Origin of the sequence: Streptomyces sp. SID5643, assembly GCF_009872555.1 — a bacterium.
GTDB classification, from domain to species: domain Bacteria; phylum Actinomycetota; class Actinomycetes; order Streptomycetales; family Streptomycetaceae; genus Streptomyces; species Streptomyces iakyrus.
On sequence record NZ_WWIC01000248.1, the window covers coordinates 1 to 25,403 of the forward strand.

Consider the following 25,403-nt stretch of genomic DNA (forward strand, 5'->3'; position numbering starts at 1 on the left):
CGCACCCGGGCCCGGCGTCCGTCCACCGCCGGCGGGGCGCGCGCCCGGGCCGCCGACCGTGGCCCGTGTCCGCGGGACCGCTCATGGCTTCGACGCTCATGGGGTTCCCGGGCACAGGGAGGCACGGTGACCGGCCCGTACCGTCCGGTGCGGGGCCCCGCTCCCCTTGCCCGGGCCGTACGCCTGACGCACGCTGTTCCTATGGGTGCGCAAGACGGCCCAACGCTCATCAACTCCGTCCAACGGGCCATGCGGCTGCTGGAGGCGGTGAGCGCGCACGAGAACGGCGCGCCGGCCAAACAGCTGGCGCGCGAGACGCGCCTGCCCCTGGCCACGACCTATCACCTGCTGCGGACCCTGGTGCACGACGGATATGTGCGCAAACTGGACGACGGCGGCTTCATCCTCGGCGACAAGCTCCAGACCCTGCAGTCCACCGGGCGCGCGCAGGCGCTGCTCAGCCGGGTCCGGCCCACTCTCGCCGCCCTGCGGGACGAGCTCGCGACCGCCGCCTACCTCACCTTCTACGAGGAGGGGGAGATCCGGGTCGCGGAGATCGTCGACGGTCCCGGTACCCCGCGCGTCGATCTCTGGGTGGGATTCGAGGACGCCGGGCACGCCACCGCGCTGGGCAAGTCCGTCCTGCGCGAACTGGACGAGGAGGCCCGCCGGGACTACCTGTCCCGCCACCACCTCGCCGACCTCACCCCCCGGACCATCACCAGCCTCCCGGAACTGCTCCGGCGGCTGGAGACGCCGCCGCTGGCCCCTGCCATCACGGACCTGGAGGAGTACTCCCTCGGCACGGTCTGTGTCGCCGTCCCGGTCTACAGCGGGGACACCGTCGGCTCCCTCGGGGTCTCGCTGCCGTCGAACCGGCTTTCCCGGCTGCCGGAGATCCGCGAACGGCTGCTGCCGACCGCGAGCCGCGTCACGAGGGGCCTCTCGCTCACTATCTGAAAATCCTCTCCTTGCCCGCGCCCCGGCCCACCCCGTTCTCTGGATGAAACGGACATTCCGTGGGTGCGCCCGAGCCCCGCGCCCCGCTCACAGGAGAGGACCCGATAGGAACATGAGCCATGCGCGAGACCTTGGTGACGGTCACCGGCCTGCACGGCCGTTCAGCGTCCGAGTGACCGGTGCCAGGACGTCGGCCCGCAAACGCGCGCTCGCGCAACTGGCCGCCGGCACTCCCGTCCTGCCCGCGCTGGTCGTCTTCGTCGTCGCGCTCTCCGGCCTTGCCGACGGTGCCGGGATGATCTGGCTGCCCCTCCTCGTGGCCGGCCCCGCACTGGCCGCCACGACCAACGGGCCCCGGGGGGTCTTCTGGGTCGGTTTTCTCACCGCGCTGCTCGGCGCCCTGCTCGGGGTCCGGGACGGTGTGCCGGGCCGGGAGCTGACCGCCGTGCTGGCGGCCCTGGTGACGGTCACCCTCGCGAGTGGCCTGGCCAGCGTCCTGCGCGGGCGCCGGGAACGGGTGCTCGCCGCTGTCCGCTCGGTCGCGGAGACAGCCCAGCACGCACTGCTCAAGCCGGTACCGGCGAGGGTCGGGCCGTTCCAGGCGGCCGTCCGCTACAGCGCGGCGGCGGCCGAGGCCCGGATCGGCGGGGACCTGTACGCGCTGATACCCACCCCGCACGGGGTCCGGCTGATCGTCGGCGACGTGCGCGGCAAGGGGCTTCCGGCCGTGGGAACCGCGGCGCTGGTGCTCGGTGTCTTCCGGGAAGCCGCCCACGACGAGCCCGATCTCCTCGCCGTGGTCGAGCGCATCGAGCGGAGCCTCGCCCGCAACCTCGGGCGCGACGACTTCGTCACGGCCGTGGTCGCCGGATACCCGCGGGACGGGCACCTGGAGGTCGTGAACTGCGGGCACGCGCCTCCGCTGCTGGTCAGCGCTTCAGGGAGCATCAGCGTCGTGGAGCCCCCGCACCCGGCCCCGCCGCTCGGCCTGCGCGCGCTCGCGGGCGACCCGCCCGTCCTCCAGACGCTGCCGTTCGCCGACGGCGACCAACTGCTGCTCTACACCGACGGGGTCACCGAGGCCCGCGACGGCGACCGGGCTTTCTATCCGCTCTCCGAGGGGCTGGAGCGCCACGTCTCCCACGAGCCGGCGCGCACCCTCGACGCCCTGCACGACGAACTGCTGGCCCATGTGGGCGGCCGGCTGCACGACGACGCGGCCCTGCTCCTGATCCGCAAGCCGGTCGCCGGCCGGGCGGTGGCTCCCGGGGCAGGACACCCCGGCCCCACCGCGGCCACCCGTGCTTCCGAAGCGAAGTGCTGTTCCTGACAAGCCGCCGCGACCGTGGCGGCTCACGCCTCGCGCAGGTCCTTCACCCGGCGGATCTTGCCGACGGACCGTTCCAGGGTCTCCGGTTCGACGGTCGTCACGTCGGCGGTGATGCCGATGCCGTCCTTGACGGCCTTCGCGATCGCCCCGGCCGCGGCCTCGCGCTCCCCAGGGCCGGTGCCGGGGCGGGTCTCGACGAGGACGGTCATGTGGTCCAGGCGGCCGCGCCGGGTCAGCCGGATCTGGAAGTGCGGGGCGACGCCGGGCGTGCGCAGCACGATCTCCTCGATCTGGCTGGGGAAGACGTTCACGCCGCGCAGGATGATCATGTCGTCGCAGCGGCCGGTGATCTTCTGGATGCGGCGGAACGCCGGCCGGGCCGTGCCGGGGAGCAGCCGGGTCAGATCGCGGGTGCGGTAGCGGACGACCGGCAGGGCCTCCTTGGTCAGGGAGGTGAGGACCAGCTCGCCCTCCTCGCCCTCCGGCAGCACCTCACCCGTGACCGGGTCGACGACCTCGGGGTAGAAGTGGTCCTCCCACACGTGCAGTCCGTCCTTGGTCTCCACGCACTCCTGGGCGACACCCGGACCGATCACCTCGGACAGTCCGTATATGTCGACGGCGTGGATGTCCATGCGCTCCTCGATCTCGCGGCGCATCTCCTCCGTCCACGGCTCGGCCCCGAAGATGCCGACGCGCAGGCCGCTGCGGCGTGGGTCGATGCCCTGGCGCTCGAATTCGTCGAGCAGGGTGAGCATGTAGGACGGGGTGACCATGATGATCTCGGGCCGGAAGTCCTGGATGATCTGTACCTGGCGGGCGGTCATGCCCCCGGAGGCCGGGATCACCAGACAGCCGGCGCGCTCCGCGCCGTAGTGCGCGCCGAGGCCCCCGGTGAAGAGCCCGTACCCGTAGGAGATGTGCACCTTGTGGCCCGGGCGCCCGCCGGCGGCGCGGATCGAGCGGGCGACGAGGTCCGCCCACATCGACAGGTCGTTCTCCGTGTAGCCGACCACCGTGGGGCGGCCGGTGGTCCCGCTGGAGGCGTGCACGCGCCGCACCCGGTCCATGGGGACGGCGAACATGCCGAACGGGTAGGTGTCCCTGAGGTCGGCCTTCGTGGTGAAGGGGAACCGGGCGAGGCCCTCCAGGGAGCGGCAGTCCTCGGGGGAGACCCCGGCCGCGTCGAACTTCTTCCGGTACGTCTCCACGTTGTCGTAGGCGTGCCGCAGGCTCCGGCGCAGGCGGTCGAGCTGGAGCTCGCGCAGCTGCTCGCGCGTCAGGCGCTCCCCGTCGTCGAGCAGGTCGTGGGGGAGGGGCTCGCCGTGCCGCCGGCCGGCCGTGGGCGCGAGGCCCGTCGTGGTGTCCGCTTCCCTGGTCATGCCGGCTCCTTCGGCCTCGTGCTCCCGATGCTGCGGCTGCGGCCCCGGAACTCCGCGACCACCTCGTCACCCCGCCGGACGCTCACGTCGTAGACGCCGCTGCGTCCGTGGCGCACGCGCTCCTCGGCCCGTGCCACCAGGGTGTCGCCCTCGCGTGCCGGGGCCACGAAGGTGATGTCCGCGCCGGCCGCGACGGTAACCGGGCCGTGGCTGTTGCACGCGCAGGCGAAGGCGCTGTCGGCCAGCAGGAAGACGTAGCCGCCGTGGGCGGTTCCGTGGCCGTTGACCATGGCGGAGGTCACGGTCATCCGCAGGACGGCGGTCCCTTCGCCCTGCTCCAGCAGCTCGATCCCGAGCCCGCGGGAAGCCCGGTCCGCGGCGAACATCGCCTCCGCGGCCGCCGTCGCGTCAGCGGTATCGGTCATGTCTCGCACCACCTCGAAGCCCGACCGACCATTCGGTTAGTTCGGCGCTGCCCAGTAATCCAGCCGTCCTGGTGGCTGTCAAGGGTCCCGGACTTCCCCGGAGGTCTTACCAAGGCGCGCCGACGTGTCCTACGATGTACCGAACGAATGGTCGGTTGGGAAGTGGGACGGATGGATACGACACGCTCCAGCCCCGTGGGGACGGACGGCGCCGAGCCGGATCTCCAGCAGCACTTCGACGCGACGATCGCGCGGGACCAGCGGATCGAGCCGCGCGACTGGATGCCGGAGGGCTACCGCAAGACACTGATCCGGCAGATCGCGCAGCACGCGCACTCGGAGATCATCGGCATGCAGCCGGAGGGCGAGTGGATCACCCGCGCCCCCTCGCTGCGCCGCAAGGCCATTCTGTTCGCCAAGGTCCAGGACGAGGCCGGACACGGGCTCTACCTCTACTCGGCGGCGGAGACGCTGGGCGCCGACCGTGCCGACCTGACCGGGCGGCTGATCGAGGGCCGCCAGAAGTACTCGTCGATCTTCAACTACCCGACACTGAGCTTCGCGGACGTCGGGGTGATCGGCTGGTTCGTGGACGGCGCCGCGATCTGCAACCAGGTGCCGCTGTGCCGCTCCTCCTACGGGCCGTACGCGCGCGCCATGGTGCGGATCTGCAAGGAGGAGTCCTTCCACCAGCGGCAGGGCTACGAGCTGCTGATGACGATGATGCGCGGCACCCAGGAGCAGCGCGAGATGGTGCAGGACGCCGTGAACCGCTGGTGGTGGCCGTCGCTGATGATGTTCGGCCCGCCCGACGACGCCTCGCCCAACTCAGCGCAGTCCATGGCCTGGAAGATCAAACGGCACAGCAACGACGAACTGCGCCGGCGCTTCGTCGACATGACCGTCCCGCAGGCCGAGAAGCTCGGCGTGACGCTCCCCGACCCGGAGCTGCGCTGGAACGAGGAGCGGGGCCACCACGACTTCGGCACGCCCGACTGGGACGAGCTGATGCGGGTCATCAAGGGCGACGGCCCGTGCAACGACCAACGCGTGGAACGGCGCCGCACGGCCCACGAGGAGGGCTCCTGGGTGCGTGAGGCGGCCACCGCCCACGCCGCCAAGCAGGCCGCCCGCGCGAAGAAGGGAGCGGTGGCATGACCGCCGACAAGCAGGACTGGCCGCTGTACGAGGTGTTCGTGCGCGGCAAGCGCGGCCTGAACCACGTCCACGTGGGCTCGCTGCACGCCGCCGACGACCGCATGGCGCTCACCCACGCCCGCGACCTCTACACCCGGCGCAACGAAGGCGTCTCCATCTGGGTCGTGCGCTCCGAGCACATCGCCGCCTCCACCCGCGACGAGAAGGACCCCTTCTTCGAGCCCAGCGCGGACAAGGTCTACCGGCACCCGACCTTCTACGACATCCCCGACGACGTCCCCCACATCTGAAGGACCGGGCATGAGCGACGACCACGTCTACATGACCCTCGCCGAGGGCCACGAGGACGACACCCGCTGGGCCTACGGCACCGGCTTCGAGGACCCCCTGCACGGCGTGGACACCACCGTGCCCGAGGGCGTCGACGCCGCCGCACTGGCGGACCTCTGCGTCACCCTGGCCGACGACGCCCTGGTCTGCGCCCAGCGGCTCGCCGAGTGGACCACCCGCGCCCCCGAGCTGGAGGAGGAGGTCGCACTGGCCAACATCGGCCTCGACCTGCTCGGCCAGGCCCGCCTGCTGTACTCCCGCGCGGGCCAGGCCGACGGCACCGGCCGCGACGAGGACGCCTACGCCTACTTCCGTGACGCCGGCGACTTCCGCAACGTACGCCTGGCCGAACTCCCCAACGGCGACTTCGCCTTCTCCGTCGTGCGGCTGCTGGTGTTCGCCAGCTGGCGCCTCGCGCACTTCGAGCGGCTCACCGCACACGGCGACCCGGTGCTCGCGGCGATCGCCGCCAAGGGCGTGAAGGAGCTGGCGTACCACCGCCAGTACGCGGCCGAGTGGGCCGTGCGCCTCGGCGACGGCACCGAGGAATCGCACCGCCGCATGCGCAGGGCGCAGGAACAGGTGGCGCCCTACCTGGGCGAGCTGTTCACGGCGTACGACGTCCGCGACGAGGTCGTCGCGGTCCTCCGCCAGGTCACGGAGGCGGCCGGGCTGCCCATGCCCGTCTACCGCCCGCTCCCCGGCTCGGGCCGCACCGGGGAGCACACCGAGCACCTCGCGCCGCTGCTGGCCGAGTTGCAGGGCGTGGCCCGGGCCCACCCGGGGGCGACATGGTGACCACGCTCCTGGACGCGCGACGGGCCCGGCGCATCGCCGAGCAGGTGCCCGACCCCGAACTGCCCATGCTCACCCTGGCCGACCTCGGAGTGCTGCGCGAGGTGTCGCTGACCGGGGACGGCACGGTGGTGGCGAGCCTGACCCCGACCTACTCGGGCTGCCCGGCGATGGCGGAGATGCGCGCGGGCGTGGCCGCCCGGCTGCGCGAGGCCGGATACGAACGCGTGGAGATCCGTACGGTCCTCGACCCGCCGTGGAGCAGCGACTGGATCACGGCGGACGGCCGGCGCAAGCTCGCCGAGCACGGCATCGCCCCGCCCGGTGCCGCGCCCGCCCGCGCCGCCGGCCCGGTCCCGCTCGTGCTGTCGGCGACCCGCCGCTCGGTGCCCTGCCCCCGCTGCGGTCACCCCGACACCGAGGAGACCTCCCGCTTCGGCGCCACGTCCTGCAAGTCCCTGTGGCGCTGCCTCGCCTGCCGCGAGCCGTTCGAGTACGTCAAGGAGATCTGATGGAGGACCTGATGGAGCCGGCCCCCGCCCCGGCGGTACGCGCGCGTGCCCGCCGACGTCCGGTCTTCCACCCCCTGCGGGTCGCCGCCGTGCAGCCGCTGTGCGAGGACGCGGCAGCCGTGAGCTTCGACATCCCGGCCGAGCTGGCCGAGGAGTTCACCTTCGCGCCCGGCCAGTCGCTCACCCTGCGGCGCGACATCGACGGCCGGGACGAGCGCCGCTCCTACTCGATCTGCGCCCCCGCCGGCACCGCGCCGCGCATCGGTGTCCGGGTGGTGCCGGGCGGCCTGTTCTCCTCCTGGCTGGTGCACGACGTGCGCCCCGGCGACACCGTCGAGGTCATGGCGCCCACCGGTGCCTTCACCCCCGACCTCACCACGCACGGCCACCACGTCCTGATCGCCGCCGGCTCCGGCATCACCCCCATGGTCTCCATCGCCGAATCCGTCCTGGCCGCCGATCCCCGCTCACGCGTCACCCTCCTCTACGGCAACCGCCGCACCGGCACGGTGATGTTCGCCGACGAACTCGCCGACCTGAAGGACCTCCACCCGACGCGCTTCCAGCTCGCCCACGTCCTGTCCCGCGAGCCCCGCGAGGCCGAGGTGCTCTCCGGCCGCCTCGACGCCGAGCGGCTCTCCGCCCTCGTCGGCGCCCTGGTCGACGTGGACTCCGCCGACCACTGGTGGCTGTGCGGCCCGCACGGCATGGTCCGCGCCGCCCAGCAGGTCCTGACCGGCCTCGGCGTCCCCGCCGACCGCGTCCACCAGGAGCTCTTCTACGCCGAAGACGAGCCCGTACGCGAGGTCCAGCACGCCGAGACCGGCCCCTCCGGCCCCGTCAGCCAGGTCACCGTCACCCTCGACGGCCGTTCCACCACGTCCCCCCTGCCCCGCGACCGCACCCTCCTCGAAGGCGCCCAGCAGACCCGCCCCGACCTGCCCTTCGCCTGCAAGGGCGGAGTCTGCGGCACCTGCCGCGCCCTGGTCACCGACGGCAAGGCCGACATGCGCCGCAACTTCGCCCTCGAACCGTCCGAGGTCGACGCGGGCTACGTCCTCACCTGCCAGACCTTCCCGGTGTCCGAGACGTTGACGGTGGACTTCGACACCTGAGCCTGCCGAGAGCGGGCCGGCCGGCGTCCACAGGTGCCGTCGATCACTCCAGGGGATGCGGTCCGCGGTCGGCGCGCAGGACCCGCAACACCGTGAGGGCCACGTGGAGTTCGGTGCGGCGCTCGCCGGATTCGAGGTCGGCGTCGAGGAGGCGCTCGACGGTGCGCAGCCGCTGGTACAGGGTCTCCCTGGACAGACCGCCGCGACGGGCCGCGGTGGTCTTGTTGCCGGCGGCGTCGAGGTAGTGGCCCAGGGTCGCCAGGAGGTCGGTGCCGTGCCGGGCGTCGTGGTCGATGAGCCGGCCCAGCCGGCGCTCCGTGTAGTCCTGGATCCGGGCGTCCTCCCGCAGCGCGTACAGCAGCCGGCGCAGGCCGATGTCCGGCAGCTCGTGGAAGGAACGGTCCGCGGGGCGGGGCTGGCCGGGCGGGGTGGCCTCTATGACCCGGGCCGCCTCCCGGAACGAGCGCGCGCTGTCCGCGAGATCCGCCACCTCCGAGCCCACACCGACGATCGCCTCCGGCGCCAGCGCCAGCGCGGTGCGGCCGATGCGCTCCGCCACGGGCCGCCAGGGCTGGGCGGGCCGCAGGGCCAGCAGGACACCGAGGCGCCGGGGGGACAGTTCGCCGACCAGGGCCGGGATCCCGGCCGACCTCAGCTCCCGGTGCAGCCGGGTCTCCGGCTCGGCGCCCGCCCCTGCGGGGCCCAGATCCACAAGGACGGCCAGGAAGACACCGGCCTCCGTGGGCAGACCCAGCGCGGCGCAGCGGGCCCGGACGTCCTCGGCGGAGTGGTGGCGCTGCTCCGCCAGCTCGCGCAGGGCGTTGCGGTGGGCCGTGTGCTCCCACGGCGTGGAGTGGATGAGCCGGGCCACGGTCAGAGCCATCGCCGTCCGCTCCAGGACGGTGACGTGTTCCGGACCGAAAACCGGGCCGTCGGCGGGCAGCATGGCCAACCGTCCCCAGCGTTCTCCCTGGTAGGAGACGGGCGCCGTGAGCCAGCCCTCCGGGCCGCCCACCCCGGTGTGGTCGCCCGGCCCGGCCGCCCGGGAGCGCTGCTCCCAGTCCCCGAGCGCCTCCTCCACCGTGCTCCCCGAGGGCTCGCAGATCAGCGCCTGGTGCACCAGGTTCTCCAGGACGACCGTCCGGCCGCTCATCTCCGCAGCCGCGTGCACCACGTCCTCCGGCCCCGCCCCGCGCAACGTCAAAGCCGTGAACGCCTCGTGGATCCGCTGCGTCCGCCGCATCGCGTCGGCCTGGTTGCCGAGGATCAGCGCGTGCACGACCTGCGTGACCTCCAGGAAGTTGACGTCCCGGGCGAGGGTGACCAGGGGCAGCCCCCGGGCCCGGCACGCCTGTACGAGGGCGTCGGGCGGCCGGTGGTAGCGGCGTACGAGCTCGATGACCAGGGCGGCCGCCCCCACCTCGGTGAGTTCGTCGACGTAGCGGCGGACGCCCGCGGTGTCCTCGGGCAGCGGCATGCCCGTCGTCAGGACCAGCTCGCCGCCCTTGAGGAAGGAGGCCGGGTCCGTCAGCTCCGTGATGTGCACCCAGCGCACCGGCCGGTCCAGCGCGGTCAGGCCCGTCACGACCTGGGGCTGCCCGGCGGCCAGGACCGGCAGGGCGAGGACGTCGGCGAGAGTCGGTGCGCGACCGGCCGGATCGGAGCCACGGCCGGCCGGCGGCGGGTGAACGGTCACGGGGCCTCCCTGCGTGCCCGGTCACTCTGACAAGCGGGGCTGACCTGCGCAAGAGCTGTCCACGGAAGGGGCAGGCGGTGCCGGGGAGGGCCTGCGGTTGACACAACGTCCGGACAACGGGTTCCGGCTGGACAGATCACGCGTTGTCGCGTTGCGCGGTGGCCTGGATGCTCGGAGACCGGAGCTGAGCCCAGCAACCAGACCTCGTCGTACGGCCGGGAGACACCATGACCGCACTGTCGCCGCACCTTCGCCAGGCCACGCCCGTCGTGGCGGCCCGGGGCGAGGGCGTCCACCTCTACGGTGAGGACGGCCGCCGCTACCTTGATTTCACCGCCGGTATCGGCGTCACCAGCACCGGGCACTGCCACCCCAAGGTCGTGGCGGCGGCGCAGGAGCAGGTGGGCACGCTGATCCACGGCCAGTACACGACCGTCATGCACCAGCCGCTGCGCCGCCTGGTCGACAAGCTGGGCGAGGTGCTGCCGGCCGGCCTGGACAGCCTGTTCTTCACCAATTCCGGCAGCGAGGCCGTCGAGGCGGCGCTGCGGCTGGCCCGCCAGGCCACCGGACGGCCGAACGTCATCGTCTGCCACGGCGGTTTCCACGGCCGTACCGTCGCCGCCGCCTCCATGACCACATCCGGCATCCGCTTCCGGTCCGGGTTCTCGCCGCTGATGAGCGGCGTGGTCGTCACCCCGTTCCCGACGGCCTTCCGGTACGGCTGGGACGAGGAGACCGCCACCCGCTTCGCCCTGAAGGAACTCGACTACACCCTCCAGACGATCTCGTCGCCCGCCGACACGGCGGCGATCATCGTCGAGCCGGTCCTCGGCGAGGGCGGCTACGTCCCCGCGAACCGCGCCTTCCTGGAGGGCCTGCGCGAGCGGGCGGACCGGCACGGCTTCCTGCTGATCTTCGACGAGGTGCAGACCGGCGTCGGCCGCACCGGCCGCTTCTGGGGCCACGACCACTTCGGCGTCACCCCCGACATCCTCGTCACCGCCAAGGGCCTGGCCAGCGGCTTCCCCCTCTCCGGCATCGCCGCCTCCGAGGAACTGATGACCAAGGCCTGGCCCGGCTCGCAGGGCGGCACGTACGGCGCCAACGCCGTGGCCTGCGCCGCCGCCTGCGCGACCCTCGACGTCGTACGCGACGAGAAGCTCGTCGAGAACGCCGAGGCCATGGGCCAGCGGCTCCGCCAGGGCCTGGAGGCCGTGGCCGACCGGACCCCGGGCATCGGCGACGTCCGCGGGCTCGGCCTCATGCTCGCCACCGAGTTCGTCACGGAGGACGGGAGCCCCGACTCCGATACCGCCGCCCGCGTGCAGCGCGCCGCGATCGACGAGGGTCTGCTCCTGCTGCTGTGCGGCGCATCGAACCAGGTCGTCCGCATGATCCCGGCACTCGTGATCGACGAGGCGGGCGTCGACGAGGGCCTTCAGGCATGGGCGAACGCGGTCGAGGCCGGCACGTCGGGAGCCGGAGAGCGATGACCACCGCCACCCGCGACCTGGCGGGTCTCACGGCGCGCCTCACCGAGCTGGCGCCCGGTCTGCGGGTGGAGACCGGCCCCGGGGCGACGGGCCCCTACGCGTATGACGCCTCGAACTATCGTGTGCCGCCGCGGGCGGTGGTCTTCCCCCGCAGTGCCGAGGACGTGGTGGCGGTGGTGCGGGCCTGCCGTGAGGCGGGTGTGCCGGTCACGGCCCGGGGCGGCGGTACGAGCATGGCGGGCAATGCTGTCGGGCCGGGGGTGGTGCTGGACTTCTCCCGGTACATGAACCGGATCCTGGACATCGACGTGGCCGCGCGGACCGCGCGGGTCGAGGCGGGGGTGGTGCTGGACGCGCTGCGCAGTGCGACCGCGTTGCACGGGCTGGATTTCGGCCCGGATCCGTCCTCGCACAGCCGGTGCACGCTGGGCGGGATGATCGGCAACGACGCGTGCGGGAACCGGTCGGTGCGGGACGGGCGGACCAGCGGGCATGTCGTGGCGCTGGAGATCGTGACGGCCGACGGCGTGCGGGCCGTGGCCGATCACTCGGGGCTGCACCCGGTCGACCCTCGCGACGGTGCTCTCGTCGCCCGGCTGGAAGCGGACCTCAAGCGGCTGGTCGGGGACAATCTGGCGCTGCTCCGGACGGAGCTGGGGCGTGTCCCGCGGCAGGTCTCGGGCTATCAGTTGCACCATCTGCTGCCGGAGAACGGCTTCAATCTGGCCCGGGCCCTGGTGGGCACGGAAGGCTCCTGTGCGGTCGTCACCGCCGCGACGGTCCGCCTGGTGGCGACCGCACAGGCATCCACCCTCCTCACGCTCGGCTACGACGATGTGGTCGCGGCGGCCGAGGACGTGCCGGAGATCCTGCGCTTCGCGCCCAGCGCCGTGGAGGGCATGGACGAGGCGATCGTGGCCACGATGCGCGCCCGCCGCGGTCCTGACTCCGTCACCGGCCTGCCCGAGGGCCGCGCCTGGCTGTACGTCGAGCTCGAAGGCGACGACGCCGCTTCTGTCAACGAGCGGGCCACCGAACTGCTGGATGCGCTCAAGGCCCAGGGTCGGCTGACCGGTGGCCGGGTGGTGGAAAGTCCCGCCGAGCGGCGGTCGTTGTGGCGGGTGCGTGAGGACGGGGCGGGGCTCGCCGCCCGGCTGGTGGATGGCGGTGAGTCCTGGCCGGGCTGGGAGGACGCTGCCGTGGCGCCGGAGAATCTGGCCGCCTACCTGCGGGGGTTCCGCGAGCTGCTGGCCACGCATGATCTGACGGGTGTGCTGTACGGGCACTTCGGCGCGGGCTGCGTCCATGTGCGGATCGACTTCGACATGGCAACCGACAAGGGGCGGGAGGTCATGCGCCGCTTCCTCACCGAGGCCGCCGCGCTGGTCGTCGAGCACGGCGGCAGCCTGTCCGGTGAACACGGTGACGGACGCGCCCGCAGCGAACTGCTGCACGTCATGTACAGCCACCGCATGATCGCCGCATTCGCCGCCTTCAAGCAGACCTTCGACCCCGACGGGCTGCTCAACCCCGGCGTCATCGTCCACCCCGCCCCGCTGGACGCCGACCTCGCCCTGCGCGAACTCCCGCTCGTGGACACGACGTTCGGTTTCCCGCACGACGAGGACGGCTTCGCCGGTGCGGTGCGGAGGTGTGTCGGGGTCGGGCGCTGCCGCAGTGACGCGGGCGGGGTGATGTGCCCCAGTTACCGGGCCACGGGCGAGGAGAACGACTCCACCCGGGGCCGGGCCCGCATGCTCCAGGAAATGGTCCGCGGCGAGGCAGTGACAGACGGCTGGCGCTCCACCGAGGTGCGCGACGCCCTCGACCTGTGCTTGTCCTGCAAGGCCTGCTCCAGCGACTGCCCGGTCGGCGTCGACATGGCCACCTACAAGGCCGAGTTCCTCCACCAGCACTACAAAGGCCGCCTACGCCCCCGCTCCCACTACTCCCTGGGCTGGCTGCCGAAGACATCGGTGCTCGCGGGATACGCCGCCCGCCCCGTCAACGCGATGCTGCGCGGCCCGCTCGGCAGGCTCCTGGCCCGCCTGGGCGGCGTCACCACCCGGCGCAGGATCCCCGCCTTCGCCTCGCGTCGCAGCCTGCGCAAGACCCTCCGGGCGGCGAAGACACCAGGGCCCGCGAAGGCAGTGCTCTTCGTGGACAGCTTCACCCGCGCCTTCCGTCCCCAGGTCGCGGGAGCCGCGAGCCGGGTGCTCGCCGACGCCGGTATCCCCTGCACCCCCCGGGACGGCCTGTGCTGCGGACTGACCTGGGTCAGTACCGGCCAACTGGACACGGCCCGCACCATCATGGCCCGCACCGTCGCTGCCCTCGACGACGGCGACGACCGGCCCGTCATCGTGGCCGAACCGAGCTGCGCCGCCGCCCTCAAACGCGACGTTCCCGAACTGCTCGGCACCGAGGCCGCCCGGCGCGTCGCCGACCGCGTCCACACCTTCACCGGGGCACTGACCGACCTGGCCGACCAGGACTGGTGCCCGCCTGCGTTGCCCGGGAACGTCGTGCTCCAGACCCACTGCCACGAATACGCCACCTTCAAGGGCCGCCGACCCGCCGACCTCCTGCGCCGCCTGGGCGTGGACGGCGTCGACGAGGCCGAGGGCTGCTGCGGACTCGCCGGCAACTTCGGCTTCGAAGCCGAGCACTACGACACCTCCATGGCCGTGGCCGGCCTGGCCCTCAAGCCCCGCCTCGACCAGCTCGACGGACGCCCCGTCGTCGCCGACGGGTTCAGCTGCGCCACCCAGATCGACCACCTCGCAGGCGACCAGGGCATCCGCGCCCTGCACCTCGCCGAACTGCTCGATCCCGCCGCCGATCAACCAGGAGAGACGACATGACCGAGGTACTGACTCAGTTGTTCATCGGCGGCGCCTGGGTGGATGCCGCGGACGGTGCCACCATGCCCGTCGACGACCCCGCCAGCGGCGAGATCCTCTGCCACGTCGCCGACGCCGGGCCGAAGGACGCCCGGCTCGCCGAGGAAGCGGCCGTGCAGGCTCAGACCGACTGGGCCCGCACCCCGCCCCGGGCTCGCAGCGAGATCCTGCGCCGCGCCTACGAGCTCATCCTGGACCGCACCGACGAGCTCGCCCACCTGATGACCTCCGAGATGGGCAAGCCGCTCAAGGAAGCCAGAGGAGAGGTGGCCTACGCGGCGGAGTTCTTCCGCTGGTTCTCCGAGGAAGCCGTCCGTATCGACGGCGGCCACGGCCTGCTGCCCGACGGCCGCAACCGCATGCTGCTCTCCCGCCGCCCGGTCGGCCCCTGCCTGCTGATCACCCCGTGGAACTTCCCGCTGGCCATGGGCACACGCAAGATCGGCCCGGCCATCGCGGCGGGCTGCACGATGATCCTCAAGCCCGCCCCGCAGACGCCGTTGTCCAGCCTCGCGCTGGCCGGGATCCTCCAGGAGGCCGGTCTGCCGGACGGTGTGCTGAACGTGGTCACCACCTCCCGCGCCGGCGAGGTGTGCGAACCGCTGCTGCGCGGCGGCCGGATCCGCAAGCTGTCCTTCACGGGCTCCACCGCCGTCGGCCGGCTGTTGCTCGCGCAGTGCGCCGACACGGTCGTGCGCACCTCGATGGAGCTGGGCGGGAACGCGCCGTTCATCGTCTTCGACGACGCCGACCTGGACGTGGCCGTGGACGGGGCGATGGTCGCCAAGATGCGCAACATGGGCGAGGCGTGCACCGCCGCCAACCGCTTCTTCGTCCACCGGTCGGTCGCCGACGAGTTCGGCCGGCGGCTCGCCGAGCGGATGGGCGCGCTCGTGGTGGGGCCCGGTACCCGGGGCGGCGTGGACGTCGGTCCGCTGATCGACGCCAACGGACGCGCCAAGGTGGAGGAACTGGTCGCCGACGCGGTGGAGCGCGGTGCCGAGGTGCTCGTGGGCGGTCGGAGGCCGGAAGGGCCCGGCAACTTCTACCCGCCGACCGTGCTCGCCGGCGTCGACCCCGGCAGCCGCCTGATGGACACGGAGATCTTCGGCCCGGTCGCCGCGATCCTCACCTTCGACGACGAGGACGAGGTGATCCGCCGAGCCAATGACACTCCCTGGGGCCTGGTCGGTTACGTCTTCACCGAGGGTCTGGACCGCGGCCTGCGCGTCAGCGAAGGCCTGGAAGTGGGCATGGTCGGCCTGAACACCGGCCTCGTCTCCAACCCGGCGGCCCCGTTCGGCGGGGTCAAGCAGTCCGGGCTCGGGCGCGAGGGCGGCCGGGTCGGGATCGACGAGTTCCTGGAGTACCAGTACGTGGCGGTGCCTGTGCGCTGACCGGGGCCTGTGCCGTGACGGGAGCCGGCCATATGAAGGCATGAATGGGTCTTCATGTGTTCCTGTATGGTGTGAGGCGCCGACGCGCCCCCGCCAGAAGGACCCCCGATGACCTCCACCCTCACACCGCAGCCGGTCGAACGGACGACGCCCGAGCGCCCCGGGGCGGTGGCCCGGCGGCGTACCCGCGTCCTCGCGCTCCCCGAGGCACGGTGGGCCGCCGCGGCCACCGCCTTCTTCCTGCTCGCCCTGCCCCTGGAGCTGACCGGCGCCCCGGCCTGGACCTGGGGGCCGTTGTACGCCCTGTCGTACGTCACGGGTGGCTGGGAGCCCGGGTGGGAAGGGCTCAAGGCGCTGAAGGAGCGCACCCTCGACGTCGACCTGCTGATGGTCGTCGCCGCCCTGGGCGCCGCCTCCATCGGGCAGGTCATGGACGGCGCCCTGCTCATCGTCATCTTCGCCACCTCGGGCGCGCTGGAGGCCCTGGCCACGGCCCGCACCGCCGACTCCGTCCGTGGTCTGCTCGACCTGGCCCCCGCAACGGCCACCCGGCTGGGCCCCGACGGCGGTGAACGGGCCGTGTCCGTCGAGGAGCTGGCGGTCGGCGACACCGTCCTGGTACGCCCCGGGGAGCGTGTCGGAGCCGACGGCCGGGTACTGGACGGGGCGAGCGAGGTGGACCAGGCGACCATCACCGGCGAGCCGCTGCCCGTCCCGAAGGAGCGGGGCGACGAGGTCTTCGCGGGCACCGTCAACGGCACCGGCGCCCTCAGGATCCGGGTGGAGCGCGACGCCTCCGACTCGGTGATCGCCCGGATCGTGCGCATGGTGCAGGAGGCGTCCGAGACCAAGGCGCCCACGCAGCTGTTCATCGAGAAGGTCGAACAGCGCTACTCACTGGGCATGGTGGCGGCGACCCTGGCCGTCTTCCTGGTCCCGCTCGCCTTCGGTGAACAGCTCACCGACGCACTGCTGCGCGCCATGACGTTCATGATCGTCGCCTCCCCGTGCGCGGTCGTGCTGGCCACCATGCCGCCGCTGCTGTCGGCCATCGCCAACGCCGGACGGCACGGCGTCCTCGTGAAGTCGGCCGTGGTGATGGAGCGGCTCGGCCAGGTGGACGCGGTCGCCCTGGACAAGACCGGCACACTCACCGAGGGCAGCCCCCGCGTCACCGACGTGCGGCCGCTGCCCGGATCCGGCCTGGACGAGGACGAGGTGCTGACGCTGGCGGCCGCCGCCGAGCGGCCCAGTGAGCATCCGCTGGCCCGGGCCGTCGTGGACGCCGCCCGCGAGCGCGGCCTCGGCCTGCCCGACGTGGCGGGCTTCACTTCCGCGCCCGGCGTGGGCGTCACCGCCGTCGTCGACGGCCGCACGGTCGCTGTCGGCGCACCGGCCCGGCTGCTGGACGACACCCCCGGCGCCGTCGCGGAACTGGAGGAGTCCGGCCGCACCGCCGTCCTGGTCGTCATCGACGGCACCCCTGCCGGACTGCTCGGCATCGCCGACCGGCTGCGCCCGGACGCCGCCGCCACGGTCGCCTCCCTCGCCACGCTCACCGGCACCGCCCCGGTGCTCCTCACCGGCGACAACCCCCGGGCCGCCGCCCACCTCGCCGCCGAGGCCGGCATCGACGACGTGCGCGCCGGGCTGCTGCCGCAGGACAAGCTGGACGCCGTCCGGGAGATGGAGGGCGCGGGCCGCAAGGTGCTGGTCGTCGGGGACGGCGTCAACGACGCACCCGCCCTGGCCGCCGCGCACACCGGGATCGCCATGGGCAGGGCCGGCTCCGACCTGGCCCTGGAGACCGCGGACGCCGTCATCGTGCGCGACGAACTCGCCGCGGTCCCCGCCACCGTCGCCCTGTCCCGCCGCGCCCGCAGGCTGGTCGTGCAGAACCTCGTCATCGCGGGGGTGTTCATCGCCGGACTCGTCGTCTGGGACCTGGCCGGTGACCTGCCGCTGCCGCTGGGCGTCGCGGGCCACGAGGGCTCCACGGTCCTGGTCGGCCTGAACGGGTTGCGGCTGCTGAGGGAGGGGGCCTGGCAGCGAGCCGCCGGGGGAGACGGCTGACGAACGCCCCTCAGCGCACCGGTGGGGGACCGCTGCTGGCCCGCACCACGAGGTCCACGGGCACCAGGGTGCCGACACGGGGCCGGCCGCCCGGGCCGTCGATCCGGTCCAGGAGGAGCCGCAGTGAACGGGTGCCGATCTCCGCGAAGTCGGTGCGGACGGTGGTCAGGGGCGGCAGGAAGTGCGCCGCCTCCGGAACGTCGTCGTAGCCGACGACGCTGACGTCCCCGGGGACGGACCGCCCGGCCTCGTGCAGGGCGTGCAGCAGGCCGAGCGCCATCTGGTCGTTGGATACGAACACCGCTGTCACGTCGGGGCGCCGGGCCAGGGAACGGCCCAGGTCGTAGCCGGAGTCGGCGCTCCAGTCCCCGACGCAAGGGGCCGGTACGGCGGCACCCGCGGCCCGGAGCGTCGACTGCCAGCTCGCCAGCCGGTGGTCGGCCGAGGTCCAGCCGGCCGGGCCCGCGATGTGCCACACGGTCGCGTGCCCGAGGCCGAGGAGGTGCTCGGTGGCCTTGCGGGCGCCGGTGCGGGAATCGCCGGTGACCAGGGGAGTCTCCTCGTCGAGTGCGCTCTCCAGCACCACCAGGGGAGTGCCCAGACCGGTCGTCCCGGCCAGCGCCCGGCCCACCCACAGCTGCGGCGCGATCGCGATCACGCCGTCCGCGCCCTCGGCCGACAGCCGGTTCACGGCCTCCACGACGGTGTCGTGGTCGGCCGTGTCCAGGGCGATGGAGCTGACGAGGTAACCGGCCTCCTGGGCCGCCGTGTTGATCGCGGTCAGGATCGAGGCGGGCCCGTAGCGGGCGGCGTCGAAGGAGATGACGCCGAGCATCCGGGTCCTGCCACTGGCCAGGGACCGCGCACTGCGGCTGGGCCGGTAGCCGAGCGTGCGCATGGCCTCCAGGACCGCCTCGCGTGTCTCCCGGCGCACGGCCGGATGGTCGTTCAGCACCCGCGAAACCGTCTGCTTGGAGACTCCGGCCATGCGGGCCACGTCGGCCATCACCGGGCGCGCCCCCGCGAAGTTGCGCCTGCTTCGGCCCCTGGGCCCAGGGCCGTCGGGGGCGCTCGGTGTCATGGCGGATGATGTCCTCGACGTCGGTACGGCGGTCCTGACCCGCCCGGCAGGAGCACAGCATAGGCCGGGGAGCAGGCCCGGAGCCTCTTCAGCCGGTCCGGACCGTCCAGCGACGGGTGACCACCCAGGCGGCGTCCAGCACCCGTGCCTCCCGCCAGGTGCCGTCCGGCTGCTCCGGCACGTGCACGGCCGCCTCCGGGGCGAGCGGCAGCACCTTCAGATGCAGCCCCTCCGTGCGCAGCGCCCGGGCCGGCATCCGGTCAAGACCGATGTCCCAGACCCGTCCCGACCAGAACTGGTCCGCGACCAGAGCGTCTCCCACGTAGGCCCGTGCCAGGTCCCCCGTCCAGCGCAGCCGCAGCAGCACCCCGGAGGGGTCCCGCAGCAGGGCCTCCGGTACGTCGACCCGGTACTCGGCGGCCGCCGCCTCCACGTCCTTCTCGTCCGGCACCCCAGCCCGGCCCTGCACGCCGGTCACCGGCTCGGGGGCCGGGCCGGCGGGCCTGACGGATCTGACGGACGCGACCGTGCCCGCCGGCGTCCCGGCGTCGACCGTGTAGCGCGTGAACACACCGTCGGCCGCCTCCCGGACACCGGCCCCGTCCACCACCAGGGCGGCATCCGGTGCGGGCAGCACCGCGAACGACGTCCCGGCGGCCGGGCCGTGCAGCCGCACCTCGCCTCGGTACCCGTCGAAGACGACACCGTCCCCGCACAGCACCAGCCGCTCGGCACCCCACGCCCGGCCGCGGTGGACCGTACGGGCCGTCGCCGCGTCCAGCACCAGCAGGCCGACGCGCGAGCCGTCGGTGGTCTCCACCTCGACCAGGGCATCGGTGCCGGGCCGCACTCCGCTGACCAGCACCCGCCCGGCGACCGGTGTGATCTCCCCGGACGGCACGGCGACGGAGGCCACCGTGTCGGCGTCCAGGGCGAGTTCGGGCGCGATGCCGTCCGTCGCGGACAGCACCAGGACCGTACGGCCGTCCGCCTCGACGGTGCACACGGGTTGCGCCGTGGCCCACTCCAGCCGCAGCCCGGCCACGTCCAGCCGGAGGGGCCAGCAGAAGTACGCGCCGGAGGGCACGGTGACGGGAACGCTCGGCAGCGTCAGCGAGGGAGCGTGCGGGAAGCCGACCGTGAAGGCCGTGTCCGGGTGGTCCGGCAGCGGCTCGTGCGGCTGGTGGTTGGTCACGAAGAGGAAGCCCGAGGTGCCGTCGGTCCGCACGGCCCAGCGCAGCGTCTCCCGGTCGTGCTGTCCGGCCGGCGACCGCTCGGGCAGCACGGACCGCATGGGGGCGATCCGGTCCCCGAAACAGGCCAGCAGCAGGTGCTGGAGGCGCAGTTCGTGGTAGGAGGGCCGCACCTGCCCGTACTCACCGAGCGGGGCCTGGAAGTCGTAGGTCAGGACGGGCAGGTCGTTGGGGTAGCCGGTGGCGTGCGACTCCTGGAGGGAGGTCAGCTCGCCGGCCGGGTTCGTGCCGCCGTGGAACATGTAGTAGCCCTGCCACACCGACCCGCAGCCGATCTTGGTCAGGGCCAGCGCACCGACATCCGCCGCCTCCACCCGCGGCCGCCGGTGATAGGCCACCGCCATGCCACCGCCCAACTCGCAGGTCGCCCAGGGGAAGCGGTCCGCCGGAGCCGGGTCCGCCCCGCGTACGGCCGTGGGCCGCAGGTCGGCGCCGATGCCCTCGTCGTCGCGCTCGTGGGTGAAGAAGAAGTGCTTGCGGCAGGTGTCGGGCCAGCCGCTGTCGGCCTCCGTCCAGAACGCCTCGGGATACCCGCCGTACAGCGGAAGCAGTTCGTCGCCGGGCAGCTGCACGCCGCCCCAGGCGGTCGACGTCCACAGCGGCGCGCTCAGCCCGGCCTCCTGGGCCAGGCGCTTCAGCGTGCGCAGGTGGCCGGGCTGGTCGTACAGCTCGTTCTCGATCTGGATCGCGACGATCGGGCCGCCGTTCGCCCGTTCCAGGCCCCCCAGTTGCACCGCGATCTCCGTGAACCAGGCGCGTACGGGCGACAGATAGGCCGGGTCGTCGGTGCGCGGTGCGCCCGTTCGTGCCAGGACCCAGTCGGGCAGGCCGCCGTTGCGTACCTCGGCGTGGGACCAGGGGCCGATCCGGGGGATGAAGTCCAGGCCGTGGCGGGCGCAGAGTCCGGCGAAGCGCCGTAGGTCGCGGTCGCCGTCGAAGCGGACGCGGCCCTCGACCTCCTCATGGTGGATCCAGATGACGTAGGAGGCGACGGCGGTCACCCCGCCCGCCTTCATCTTCAGCAGTTCCTCCTCCCACTGCCCGTGCGGGTAGCGGGAGTAGTGGAACTCGCCGGAGACCGGGAACCAGGGGCGGCCACCCCTGGTGAACCGGCGGCCGGTGACCGCGATGGGGTCGGGCACGCCCGGCGCGTCCGTGAAGGGCAGCTGGCCGGCCGGCGGGGGAGGGGCGGGCGGGGGCACGCGCAGGAGATGCGTCACCAGGTGTTCTCCGGGCCGAGGTCGGGGCTGTCGGTGAGCAGGGCGCCGGTGGCGGTGCTGCCGTGCAGCTCCAGCAGGACGAGTTCGTTGGAGCCCGGGCGCAGCACCGGCGCGGGAACGTACAGCGTGCGCTGCGGGCCGCGGTTCCAGTAGCGGCCGAGGTGGAAGCCGTTGACCCAGGCCTGTCCCTTCGTCCAGCCGGGCAGGGAGAGGAAGGCGTCCGCCGGGGTGCCGACCTCGAAGGTGCCGCGGTGGAACGCCGGCACGGTGACCGGCGTGTCACCGGCCGGGGCGAACGGCAGTGCGTCCGGGTCCAACGGCAGCGGGCGGCAGTCCCAGCCCGTGAGGTTCGTGCCGTTGAAGGAGACGGGTCCGAGGAGCCCCTTGGGCGCGCCGATGCGGGGGCCGTAGTTGACGCCGCCCAGGTTCTCGACGAGCACCTCCAGCGTCGCACCGGGACGCGGCACCCGCACGGGCAACGACGCGTCGTGACGTTCGCTCTCCAGCACGCCGACGGGCGCGCCGTCGACGAAGACCTGGGCGCGGTCGCCCACCCCGCGGGCGAAGTGCAGGAGCCCGTCACCGACGGCCGGGAGGGTGGTGCGGTAGAGGGCGTAGCCGGTGCGCTGACCGAGGTCGTCCATGGTCACGGGCGCGTCGGTGCGCACGGCCGCGGCGAGCGAGCCGGCCAGCGGCAGGAGATCCGCCCGGCTGTCCAACTCGACCGGCGTGGGCGGGAGTTTCGGGCCCGGCGCCGGAACGGGTTCGTCCGGCACGGTGGCATGGCGGGCGATGACCTCACGAAAGGCGTGGTACTTCGGGCCCGGGTCGCCGCACTCGGTGAGGGCCGCGTCGTAGTCGTAGGACGTGACCGTGGGTGTGTAGGCGTGTTTGTGGTTGGCTCCGTTGGCGAAGCCGAAGTTGGTGCCCCCGTGGAACATGTAGATGTTGACGGAGGCCCCGGCGGACAGCAGCCGGTCCAGGTCGGCGGCGGCGTCGGCCGCGTCCCGCACGTGGTGCGGACCGCCCCAGTGGTCGAACCAGCCGATCCAGAACTCGGCGCAGAACAGCGGCCCTTCGGGCCGGTGTTCGCGCAGTCGTGCCAGGGACTGCTCGATGCGGCTGCCGAAGGTCCCGGTGACCAGGACGCCGGGCAGGCTTCCGGTGGCGAGGTGCTCCGGATCGGCCTGGTCGCAGGTGAACAGCAGCTCCTCGACGCCGCGGGCACGGAAGGCGTCGGCGAGGTGCTTCAGATAGGCGGAGTCGTCGCCGTAGGCCCCGTACTCGTTCTCCACCTGTACGCCGATGACCGGACCGCCCGCCGCGGCCAGGTGCGGCCGGAGCGCGGGCAGCAGCAGGTCGAGGTAGCGGTCGACGGCCCCGGTGAAACGGGGGTCGCTGGTGCGCAGCCGGATGTCCGGGTCGGAGGTCAGCCAGTCGGGCAGGCCGCCGCCGTCCCACTCGGCGCAGATGAACGGCCCCGGACGCAGCAGCACTCGCAGGCCCTCGTCCCGGGCGAGCCGGAGGAACCGGGGCAGGTCGAGGAAGCCGTCGAGGACCAGGGGGCCTTCGGGATCGGGCTGATGGTGATTCCAGGGGATGTACGTCTCGACCGTGTTGAGGCCCATCAGCCGTGCCTTGCGCAGCCGGTCGGACCACAGTCCGGGGTGGACGCGGAAGTAGTGCAGCGCGCCGGAGATGATCCGGAACGGCTCGCCGTGCAGCAGGAATCCGTCGGACGTCGTCGTCAGGGCGGGCATGTGGAAGCTTCCCTTCGGGACAGAGGAGTGAGTCAGCGGGAGCGGGTGGCGCGGATCAGCCAGAGCGTGGCGGCCAGGCAGAGCGCCGAGACGCCGCACAGCAGGAGCGGCACGGCGTGGACCCCGGACCACTCGATGGCCTTGCCCAGCGCCGGCCCCGCGGCGACACCGCCGGCCATGGAGGCCGCGATGACCAGGGCACCGGCCCGCCGGGCCTGCGGTGCGGCGCGGTTCAGCCACGGCAGCCCGGTGGGGAAGATCGGCGCGATGAACAGACCGACGCCGGCGTACGCGTAGGGCGCGAGGGCCGGGACGGTCCCGGCCAGCAGGCACACCGTCATGCCCGCGCAGGAGACGGTGATGATGGCTTGGGGGGAGAAGCGCAGGGCGAGCGGGGCGACCAGGAAGCGGCCGACGGTCATCATCAGCCAGTACACGGAGGTGGCGGTCGCGGCGATCCCCGCGCCGTAGCCGACGGTCTCCAGATGGGTGGGTTCCCAGCCGCCCACACCGGCCTCGATGCCGACGTGCAGCACGTAGAGGACGACGAAGACGGCGAGCACGGAGCCGAGGCTCCGCCCGAGCACGCCGGTGCCGCCCTCCTGCTCTCCGGCCGGGGCGGGCACCTGGTTCCGCACACCCCTCAGGCACAGCAGCAGCGGCAGGTTGGCGACGGCGAAGGCGAGGAAGACGGCCGGGTAGTGCTCGGAGCCGACCGCGCCGATCACGGCGGGCCCGAGGATGGCGCCGATACCGAAGTGGGCGTTGAGGATGTTGAGCATCGCGGTCGAACGGCGGCCGAAGCCCACGGCGAACAGCTGGTTGAGGCCGTAGTCGATGCCACCGAAGCCGAACCCGGCGAGCAGGGCCGCCACCAGGGCGGTGTGCCAGTTCGGCGCCAGCGCGAAGCCGGCGGCGCCGACGGCCATCAGCAGATACGAACTGCCGAGGAGCCGCCGGTTGCCGACCCGGCCGTAGAGCCGGTCGAACAGCAGCACACCGGCCACTCCACCGACGAAGTGGGCACTCAGCCCCAGTCCCGCGGCGGAGGGCGAGAGCCCGAACTCCGCACGGAAGGCCGGGATCGCCGGCCCGTACAGCGCCTGCAACGCCCCGATGAGCACGAAGCCGACACAGGAGGCCACCACGGCGGCCCCGCTGAACACGGGGCCGGGCGGTGCGGAGGGGGGACGGGCGACGCGCTCTTCGATCACGCGGACTCCGAAGGAAGGGCCACCGGTGGGTGGGCGGGGGCACAGGCGCGTACGGCTGGATCGGAGAGTGATGTTACCGGTAACACAACTTGGGTCAACAGCCCCCGGCCGCCCGGGTGCCTTCCGACGGCCGGCATCCCCCGGCTCGCCACGAGATCTCCCCCGAGCTCCCACGAACCCCGGAGATCCACCAGGGTTGCCCCGGTCCCGTTCGGGTACGCGAGCAGGACCGTTCCCGGGGCGGATCATGCCCGGGGCGGGCCGTACGACCGCCGCTACCAGGGAATCTGCCATGGAGACACCCGCAAACGACCCCACGCCCACGCCCGCCCAGCGGGCTTTGGACGTCCTCTCCGAGAACACCGAGGACACGGCGGCTCTGGACGCGCTCGCCAACAGCGACGTGCTCATCCCCGTGCCCGACGACGCCAACGACTCGGACGCCGCCAACTCCTCGGCGGTGGCGCTGCCGGTGCTGGAGCAGCCGGGCGGCGAACCGGTGGTACCCGTGTTCACCTCCGAGGTGGAGATGGCCGGGCTGCTGCCGTTCGTCTCCCGCTACCGCCTGGTGCCCCTCGGCGCCCTCGCCGCGCAGTGGCCGGCCGACGACCTGTCGCTCACCATCGACGGCAGCTCGGAGCACCGCCTGACGCTGACCTCGGAGGGAGTGCGCACCCTGCTGGCGCGCTAGGCCTGTCGTTTGGATCACGCCGCAGACGCGGGGTCTGGCACGCACATCTGCCGCGTTGTCGTCGGTTGCCGAAGCTCCGCTTCGACGCCCTCCTCCGCCTTGCAGATGCACGCACCAGACCCCGCTCGACGGCGCTGATCAGCACCGTCGATTTCCTGCGGCCTGATCCAAACGACAGGCCCTGGTCTAGGAAGGCGACCGGTGCGATCCGGGCCCGGGCGGCTCCTCGCCCAGCGCCCGGGTCAGTGCCGCCCGCTGCAACGGGAGCACCTCGGCGTGCAGGTCACGGCCCTTGGCCGTCAGCGCGACCCACACACCCCGGCGGTCCTCCGCGCACACCGACCGCGCCACCAGCCCGTCCTTCTCCAGCCGGGCGATCAGCCGCGACAGCGCGCTCTGGCTGAGGTGGACCCGCCCCACCAGGTTCTGGACGCGGCACTGCTCACCCTCCTCGGGCGTCGCGCTCGCGAGCATGTCCAGGACCTCGAAGTCGGACGCGCCGAGGCCGTGCGGATGCAGTGCCCGGTCGATCTCGCACATCGTGCGCGCGTGCGCCGACAGGATGTCCCGCCACCGGTCCTCGAGCTGCCCACCAGCCGTCTTCGCCGCCAT

At 73.0% G+C, this 25,403-nt stretch carries 20 protein-coding genes; 12 read left to right on the forward strand and 8 right to left on the reverse strand.

The genetic code is table 11. The features are described 5' to 3' along the window. Positions 1-201: 201 nt before the first annotated feature. Positions 202-960, forward strand: coding sequence for an IclR family transcriptional regulator (locus tag GTY56_RS26910; RefSeq protein ID WP_161367896.1), 759 nt, complete (start codon positions 202-204; stop codon positions 958-960). A gap of 112 nt (positions 961-1,072) precedes the next feature. Then, a complete protein-coding gene (locus tag GTY56_RS26915) occupies positions 1,073-2,290 on the forward strand; it encodes a PP2C family protein-serine/threonine phosphatase (RefSeq protein WP_161367897.1) in 1,218 nt (405 codons plus the stop codon). Positions 2,291-2,313: 23 nt separating this feature from the next. Here the strand turns inward: GTY56_RS26915 and paaK are convergent, their stop codons facing one another. Beyond that, positions 2,314-3,672 (reverse strand): phenylacetate--CoA ligase PaaK, encoded by a 1,359-nt coding sequence (gene paaK, locus GTY56_RS26920; RefSeq protein WP_161367898.1) that lies wholly within the window; start codon positions 3,670-3,672, stop codon positions 2,314-2,316. Continuing rightward, the gene (paaI, locus tag GTY56_RS26925; RefSeq protein WP_161367899.1) at positions 3,669-4,097 is read right to left on the reverse strand and encodes a hydroxyphenylacetyl-CoA thioesterase PaaI; all 429 of its coding nucleotides are present in this window, start codon (positions 4,095-4,097) and stop codon (positions 3,669-3,671) included. Before paaI ends, paaK begins: the two co-directional genes overlap by 4 nt. Positions 4,098-4,268: 171 nt before the next feature. Here paaI and paaA point away from each other — a divergent pair, with 171 nt between their 5' ends. From paaA to paaE, 5 genes are read left to right on the forward strand one after another with little or no spacing between them, the layout of a single operon-like run. Beyond that, positions 4,269-5,255, forward strand: a complete 987-nt coding sequence (gene paaA / locus GTY56_RS26930; protein ID WP_161367900.1) for a 1,2-phenylacetyl-CoA epoxidase subunit PaaA — start codon at positions 4,269-4,271, stop codon at positions 5,253-5,255. After that, positions 5,252-5,545: a 1,2-phenylacetyl-CoA epoxidase subunit PaaB gene (paaB, locus tag GTY56_RS26935; RefSeq protein ID WP_031142175.1), complete on the forward strand. Its 294-nt coding sequence runs from the start codon at positions 5,252-5,254 to the stop codon at positions 5,543-5,545. The genes paaA and paaB overlap by 4 nt, the downstream gene beginning before the upstream one ends. A 10-nt stretch (positions 5,546-5,555) precedes the next feature. Beyond that, positions 5,556-6,383, forward strand: coding sequence for a 1,2-phenylacetyl-CoA epoxidase subunit PaaC (paaC, locus tag GTY56_RS26940; protein ID WP_161367901.1), 828 nt, complete (start codon positions 5,556-5,558; stop codon positions 6,381-6,383). Next, entirely contained in the window at positions 6,377-6,892 is a 516-nt protein-coding gene (gene paaD, locus GTY56_RS26945) for a 1,2-phenylacetyl-CoA epoxidase subunit PaaD (RefSeq protein ID WP_161367902.1), read from the forward strand. The genes paaC and paaD overlap by 7 nt, the downstream gene beginning before the upstream one ends. After that, positions 6,892-8,007, forward strand: coding sequence for a 1,2-phenylacetyl-CoA epoxidase subunit PaaE (paaE, locus tag GTY56_RS26950; protein WP_524540149.1), 1,116 nt, complete (start codon positions 6,892-6,894; stop codon positions 8,005-8,007). The genes paaD and paaE overlap by 1 nt, the downstream gene beginning before the upstream one ends. Before the next feature lie 43 nt (positions 8,008-8,050). Here paaE and GTY56_RS26955 read toward each other — a convergent pair whose 3' ends face one another. Next, on the reverse strand, positions 8,051-9,703 hold the full coding sequence (locus tag GTY56_RS26955) for a PucR family transcriptional regulator ligand-binding domain-containing protein (protein WP_161367903.1): 1,653 nt from the start codon (positions 9,701-9,703) through the stop codon (positions 8,051-8,053). A 227-nt stretch (positions 9,704-9,930) separates the two neighbouring features. Between GTY56_RS26955 and GTY56_RS26960 the strand changes: the two genes are divergently transcribed. From GTY56_RS26960 to GTY56_RS26975, 4 genes are all read left to right on the forward strand, one after another. Next, positions 9,931-11,199: an aspartate aminotransferase family protein gene (locus GTY56_RS26960; protein WP_161367904.1), complete on the forward strand. Its 1,269-nt coding sequence runs from the start codon at positions 9,931-9,933 to the stop codon at positions 11,197-11,199. Next, positions 11,196-14,063, forward strand: coding sequence for an FAD-binding and (Fe-S)-binding domain-containing protein (locus tag GTY56_RS26965; RefSeq protein WP_161367905.1), 2,868 nt, complete (start codon positions 11,196-11,198; stop codon positions 14,061-14,063). The genes GTY56_RS26960 and GTY56_RS26965 overlap by 4 nt, the downstream gene beginning before the upstream one ends. Further along, entirely contained in the window at positions 14,060-15,499 is a 1,440-nt protein-coding gene (locus tag GTY56_RS26970) for an NAD-dependent succinate-semialdehyde dehydrogenase (protein WP_161367906.1), read from the forward strand. The genes GTY56_RS26965 and GTY56_RS26970 overlap by 4 nt, the downstream gene beginning before the upstream one ends. 108 nt (positions 15,500-15,607) lie before the next feature. Beyond that, on the forward strand, positions 15,608-17,572 hold the full coding sequence (locus GTY56_RS26975) for a heavy metal translocating P-type ATPase (protein WP_161367907.1): 1,965 nt from the start codon (positions 15,608-15,610) through the stop codon (positions 17,570-17,572). 10 nt (positions 17,573-17,582) lie between these two features. Here the strand turns inward: GTY56_RS26975 and GTY56_RS26980 are convergent, their stop codons facing one another. The 4 genes from GTY56_RS26980 to GTY56_RS26995 form a co-directional block, all read right to left on the reverse strand. After that, positions 17,583-18,653 (reverse strand): LacI family DNA-binding transcriptional regulator, encoded by a 1,071-nt coding sequence (locus GTY56_RS26980; protein ID WP_161367908.1) that lies wholly within the window; start codon positions 18,651-18,653, stop codon positions 17,583-17,585. Between the two features lie 88 nt (positions 18,654-18,741). Beyond that, positions 18,742-21,129, reverse strand: coding sequence for a beta-galactosidase (locus GTY56_RS26985; protein ID WP_161367925.1), 2,388 nt, complete (start codon positions 21,127-21,129; stop codon positions 18,742-18,744). After that, complete coding sequence (locus GTY56_RS26990; RefSeq protein WP_161367909.1) at positions 21,123-22,886, reverse strand: glycoside hydrolase family 35 protein; 1,764 nt, start codon at positions 22,884-22,886, stop codon at positions 21,123-21,125. The genes GTY56_RS26985 and GTY56_RS26990 overlap by 7 nt, the downstream gene beginning before the upstream one ends. Before the next feature lie 32 nt (positions 22,887-22,918). Beyond that, positions 22,919-24,052 (reverse strand): MFS transporter, encoded by a 1,134-nt coding sequence (locus tag GTY56_RS26995; RefSeq protein WP_161367926.1) that lies wholly within the window; start codon positions 24,050-24,052, stop codon positions 22,919-22,921. 340 nt (positions 24,053-24,392) lie between these two features. On the opposite strand from GTY56_RS26995, the gene GTY56_RS27000 reads away from it, so the two are divergent. Beyond that, positions 24,393-24,791 (forward strand): SseB family protein, encoded by a 399-nt coding sequence (locus GTY56_RS27000; RefSeq protein ID WP_161367910.1) that lies wholly within the window; start codon positions 24,393-24,395, stop codon positions 24,789-24,791. A 186-nt stretch (positions 24,792-24,977) separates the two neighbouring features. Here GTY56_RS27000 and GTY56_RS27005 read toward each other — a convergent pair whose 3' ends face one another. Next, a complete protein-coding gene (locus tag GTY56_RS27005) occupies positions 24,978-25,403 on the reverse strand; it encodes a MarR family winged helix-turn-helix transcriptional regulator (RefSeq protein WP_161367911.1) in 426 nt (141 codons plus the stop codon).

What these genes read in the sequence shown, in the direction of transcription:
- GTY56_RS26910 (WP_161367896.1), top strand. Translation starts at nt 202, where the DNA reads ATGGGTGCGCAAGACGGCCCAACGCTCATCAACTCCGTCCAACGGGCC.
- GTY56_RS26915 (WP_161367897.1), top strand. Translation starts at nt 1,073, where the DNA reads ATGAGCCATGCGCGAGACCTTGGTGACGGTCACCGGCCTGCACGGCCG.
- paaK (WP_161367898.1), bottom strand. Translation starts at nt 3,672, where the DNA reads ATGACCAGGGAAGCGGACACCACGACGGGCCTCGCGCCCACGGCCGGC.
- paaI (WP_161367899.1), bottom strand. Translation starts at nt 4,097, where the DNA reads ATGACCGATACCGCTGACGCGACGGCGGCCGCGGAGGCGATGTTCGCC.
- paaA (WP_161367900.1), top strand. Translation starts at nt 4,269, where the DNA reads ATGGATACGACACGCTCCAGCCCCGTGGGGACGGACGGCGCCGAGCCG.
- paaB (WP_031142175.1), top strand. Translation starts at nt 5,252, where the DNA reads ATGACCGCCGACAAGCAGGACTGGCCGCTGTACGAGGTGTTCGTGCGC.
- paaC (WP_161367901.1), top strand. Translation starts at nt 5,556, where the DNA reads ATGAGCGACGACCACGTCTACATGACCCTCGCCGAGGGCCACGAGGAC.
- paaD (WP_161367902.1), top strand. Translation starts at nt 6,377, where the DNA reads ATGGTGACCACGCTCCTGGACGCGCGACGGGCCCGGCGCATCGCCGAG.
- paaE (WP_524540149.1), top strand. Translation starts at nt 6,892, where the DNA reads ATGGAGGACCTGATGGAGCCGGCCCCCGCCCCGGCGGTACGCGCGCGT.
- GTY56_RS26960 (WP_161367904.1), top strand. Translation starts at nt 9,931, where the DNA reads ATGACCGCACTGTCGCCGCACCTTCGCCAGGCCACGCCCGTCGTGGCG.
- GTY56_RS26965 (WP_161367905.1), top strand. Translation starts at nt 11,196, where the DNA reads ATGACCACCGCCACCCGCGACCTGGCGGGTCTCACGGCGCGCCTCACC.
- GTY56_RS26970 (WP_161367906.1), top strand. Translation starts at nt 14,060, where the DNA reads ATGACCGAGGTACTGACTCAGTTGTTCATCGGCGGCGCCTGGGTGGAT.
- GTY56_RS26975 (WP_161367907.1), top strand. Translation starts at nt 15,608, where the DNA reads ATGACCTCCACCCTCACACCGCAGCCGGTCGAACGGACGACGCCCGAG.
- GTY56_RS26980 (WP_161367908.1), bottom strand. Translation starts at nt 18,653, where the DNA reads ATGACACCGAGCGCCCCCGACGGCCCTGGGCCCAGGGGCCGAAGCAGG.
- GTY56_RS26990 (WP_161367909.1), bottom strand. Translation starts at nt 22,886, where the DNA reads ATGCCCGCCCTGACGACGACGTCCGACGGATTCCTGCTGCACGGCGAG.
- GTY56_RS27000 (WP_161367910.1), top strand. Translation starts at nt 24,393, where the DNA reads ATGGAGACACCCGCAAACGACCCCACGCCCACGCCCGCCCAGCGGGCT.
- GTY56_RS27005 (WP_161367911.1), bottom strand. Translation starts at nt 25,403, where the DNA reads ATGGCGGCGAAGACGGCTGGTGGGCAGCTCGAGGACCGGTGGCGGGAC.